At 38.1% G+C, this 2,543-nt stretch carries 2 protein-coding genes; one reads left to right on the top strand and one right to left on the bottom strand.

What is annotated here, in order from left to right:
• The first annotated feature begins 94 nt into the window (after window positions 1-94).
• Window positions 95-2,023, top strand: coding sequence for a fructose-1,6-bisphosphatase (gene fbp, locus AC1DRF_RS22865; RefSeq protein ID WP_477741767.1), 1,929 nt, complete (start codon window positions 95-97; stop codon window positions 2,021-2,023).
• A gap of 57 nt (window positions 2,024-2,080) precedes the next feature.
• On the opposite strand, the gene AC1DRF_RS22860 is transcribed toward fbp, so the two are convergent.
• Window positions 2,081-2,543: M48 family metallopeptidase (locus AC1DRF_RS22860; RefSeq protein WP_477741766.1), on the bottom strand; the 463-nt coding region annotated here is incomplete at its 5' end.

The following is a 2,543-nucleotide window of genomic DNA, read 5'->3' as shown; positions in this document are numbered from 1 at the left end:
ATAAGAGGTGCGTAACATTATAATCACAATTTATCTTACAGGATTATAAGGGTGATTATATTAAATGGTGAACGTTGAAAGGGGATACATAGTTTTGAACACAAAATACCTAGATTTACTTGCACAAAAGTATGATACGGAAGAAAAAGTGGTAACCGAAATTATTAACCTTGAAGCTATTCTTCATCTGCCAAAGGGGACCGAACATTTTGTCAGTGATTTACACGGCGAATATCAAGCCTTTCAGCACGTGCTGCGAAACGGTTCGGGAAATGTAAAAGAGAAAATTAAAGACCTTTTTAAAAATGTATTATCTGACAAAGAAATCAATGAATTCGCGACATTAGTGTATTATCCTGAAGAAAAATTACCGTTAATTAAAGCGCAGTTTCGAAACAAAAAGGAACTCTATCAATGGTATACAGAAATCATTGATCGTATGCTTAATCTCATTTCGTACGCTTCTTCTAAATACACGCGTTCTAAACTGCGTAAAGCATTGCCAAATCAATTTGTGTACATTATTGAAGAGCTGCTATATAAAACGGATGAATTTACRAATAAAGAACAGTACTATACAAAGATTGTTCAGCAGATTATTTCTCTAGGACAAGCCGATAAGCTTATTATAGGGCTTGCTTATACGACGCAAAGATTGGTTGTGGACCACCTGCACGTAGTAGGGGATATTTATGACCGTGGACCTGAACCGGATAAAATTATGGATACGCTGATTAACTATCACTCCGTTGATATTCAGTGGGGAAATCACGATGTGCTATGGCTAGGGGCTTTTGCGGGTTCGAAAGTGTGTCTTGCCAATATTATTCGTATCTGCGCGAGATACGACAATCTAGATRTTATTGAAGACGTATATGGCATTAACCTGAGACCGCTGCTTAACCTGGCGGAGAAATATTATGATGATAATCCCGCTTTTAGACCAAAAGTAAGCTCCAGTGATAAACTATCCGATCACGAGCGACTACAAATTACGAAAATTCATCAGGCCATTGCGATGATTCAATTCAAGCTTGAAAGTCCGATTATAAAAAGACGTCCTTTCTTTAATATGTCAGAAAGGCTGTTGCTTGAAAAAATTGATTATGATAAAAATGAAATTACGATATACGGAAACACGTATCAGCTAGAAAACAGCTGCTTTGCAACGATTAATCCGGCGCAGCCTGATCAGMTATTAGAAGAAGAAGAGCAGGTAATGGAAAGACTGCTGCTTTCTGTGCAGCATTCGGAAAAGCTGGCGAGACATATGAAGTTTCTGATGAAAAAAGGCAGCCTTTATTTGAAATACAACGGAAACTTATTAATACACGGCTGCATTCCTTTAGATGAACAAGGAAACATGGAAAAGATGACGATAGAAGATAAAACGTATGCAGGCCGTAACTTGCTTGATGTGTTTGAACATTATTTACAAGAGGCTTTTGCACATCCTGAAGAAACGGATGATTTGGCAACAGATATGGTCTGGTATCTATGGACAGGAGAATATTCATCACTCTTTGGGAAACGTGCAATGACGACGTTTGAAAGATATTTTATAAGTGATAAAACAACGCATAAAGAGAAGAAGAATCCATACTACTATTTACGGGAAAATGAGGAAGTCTGCCGAAACATCCTGGAAGAATTTAAATTAAATCCTGATCATGGTCATATTATCAATGGGCATACGCCAGTCAAAGAAATTGAAGGAGAAAACCCGGTCAAAGCAAATGGAAAGATGATTGTTATTGACGGCGGTTTTTCAAAAGCGTATCAGTCTACAACAGGGATTGCTGGATATACATTATTATATAATTCTTACGGCATGCAGCTAGTCGCTCATAAACACTTTAATTCAAAAGAAGAGATTTTATTAGAAGGAACGGACGTCTTATCCGTAAAGCGATTGGTTGACAAAGAACTAGAAAGAAAAATGGTTTTAGAAACAAATGTCGGAGAAGAATTGTTAAAAGAAATTTCTATTTTAAAAGATTTAMGAAAATATCGCTATAGTTAAAGATAAAAAAAGAGCAGTATGCCTCTGGGGCTCCTGCTCTTTTCTTATTTAGTGGTACTACACCGTCATTTCCCAGCTTGACATTGCCAGCCAGTTCTCTTGTTCACGATAATCGGGCATAATTTTCCCGACAAGACGCCAAAACGACCGGTCGTGATTCATGTGAACCATGTGGCACATTTCATGAACGACTACGTAATCAATGACGTGCTGCGGTGCCATTGCCAGCCGCCAGTTAAAGGTTAGCTGACGCTTGGAATCACACGTGCCCCACGCTTTTTTGCTATCCGAAATCGAAATGGAGCGCGGCTTTGTTTTAAAATGTTTTTGATAGGAGGAGATACTCTTGGTTACTAGCGCTTTACATTGTTGATAGTAAAAGCGTTTGAGCGCTTGTTTTATCGCTTCATCGTCGTGCTGATTGACATAAATCTGAAGCGTGTTCGCTTCAAACACTACAGAATCCTTTGTAATGGTCGAATCGTGATGAATCTGTATCGGATAGTTTTTTCCTATATAC

The sequence above is a fragment of the Priestia sp. P5_B4 genome (genome assembly GCF_056400385.1).
Note: the sequence above shows the minus strand (reverse complement) of the source record. Positions and strands in the feature narration are given on the sequence as shown.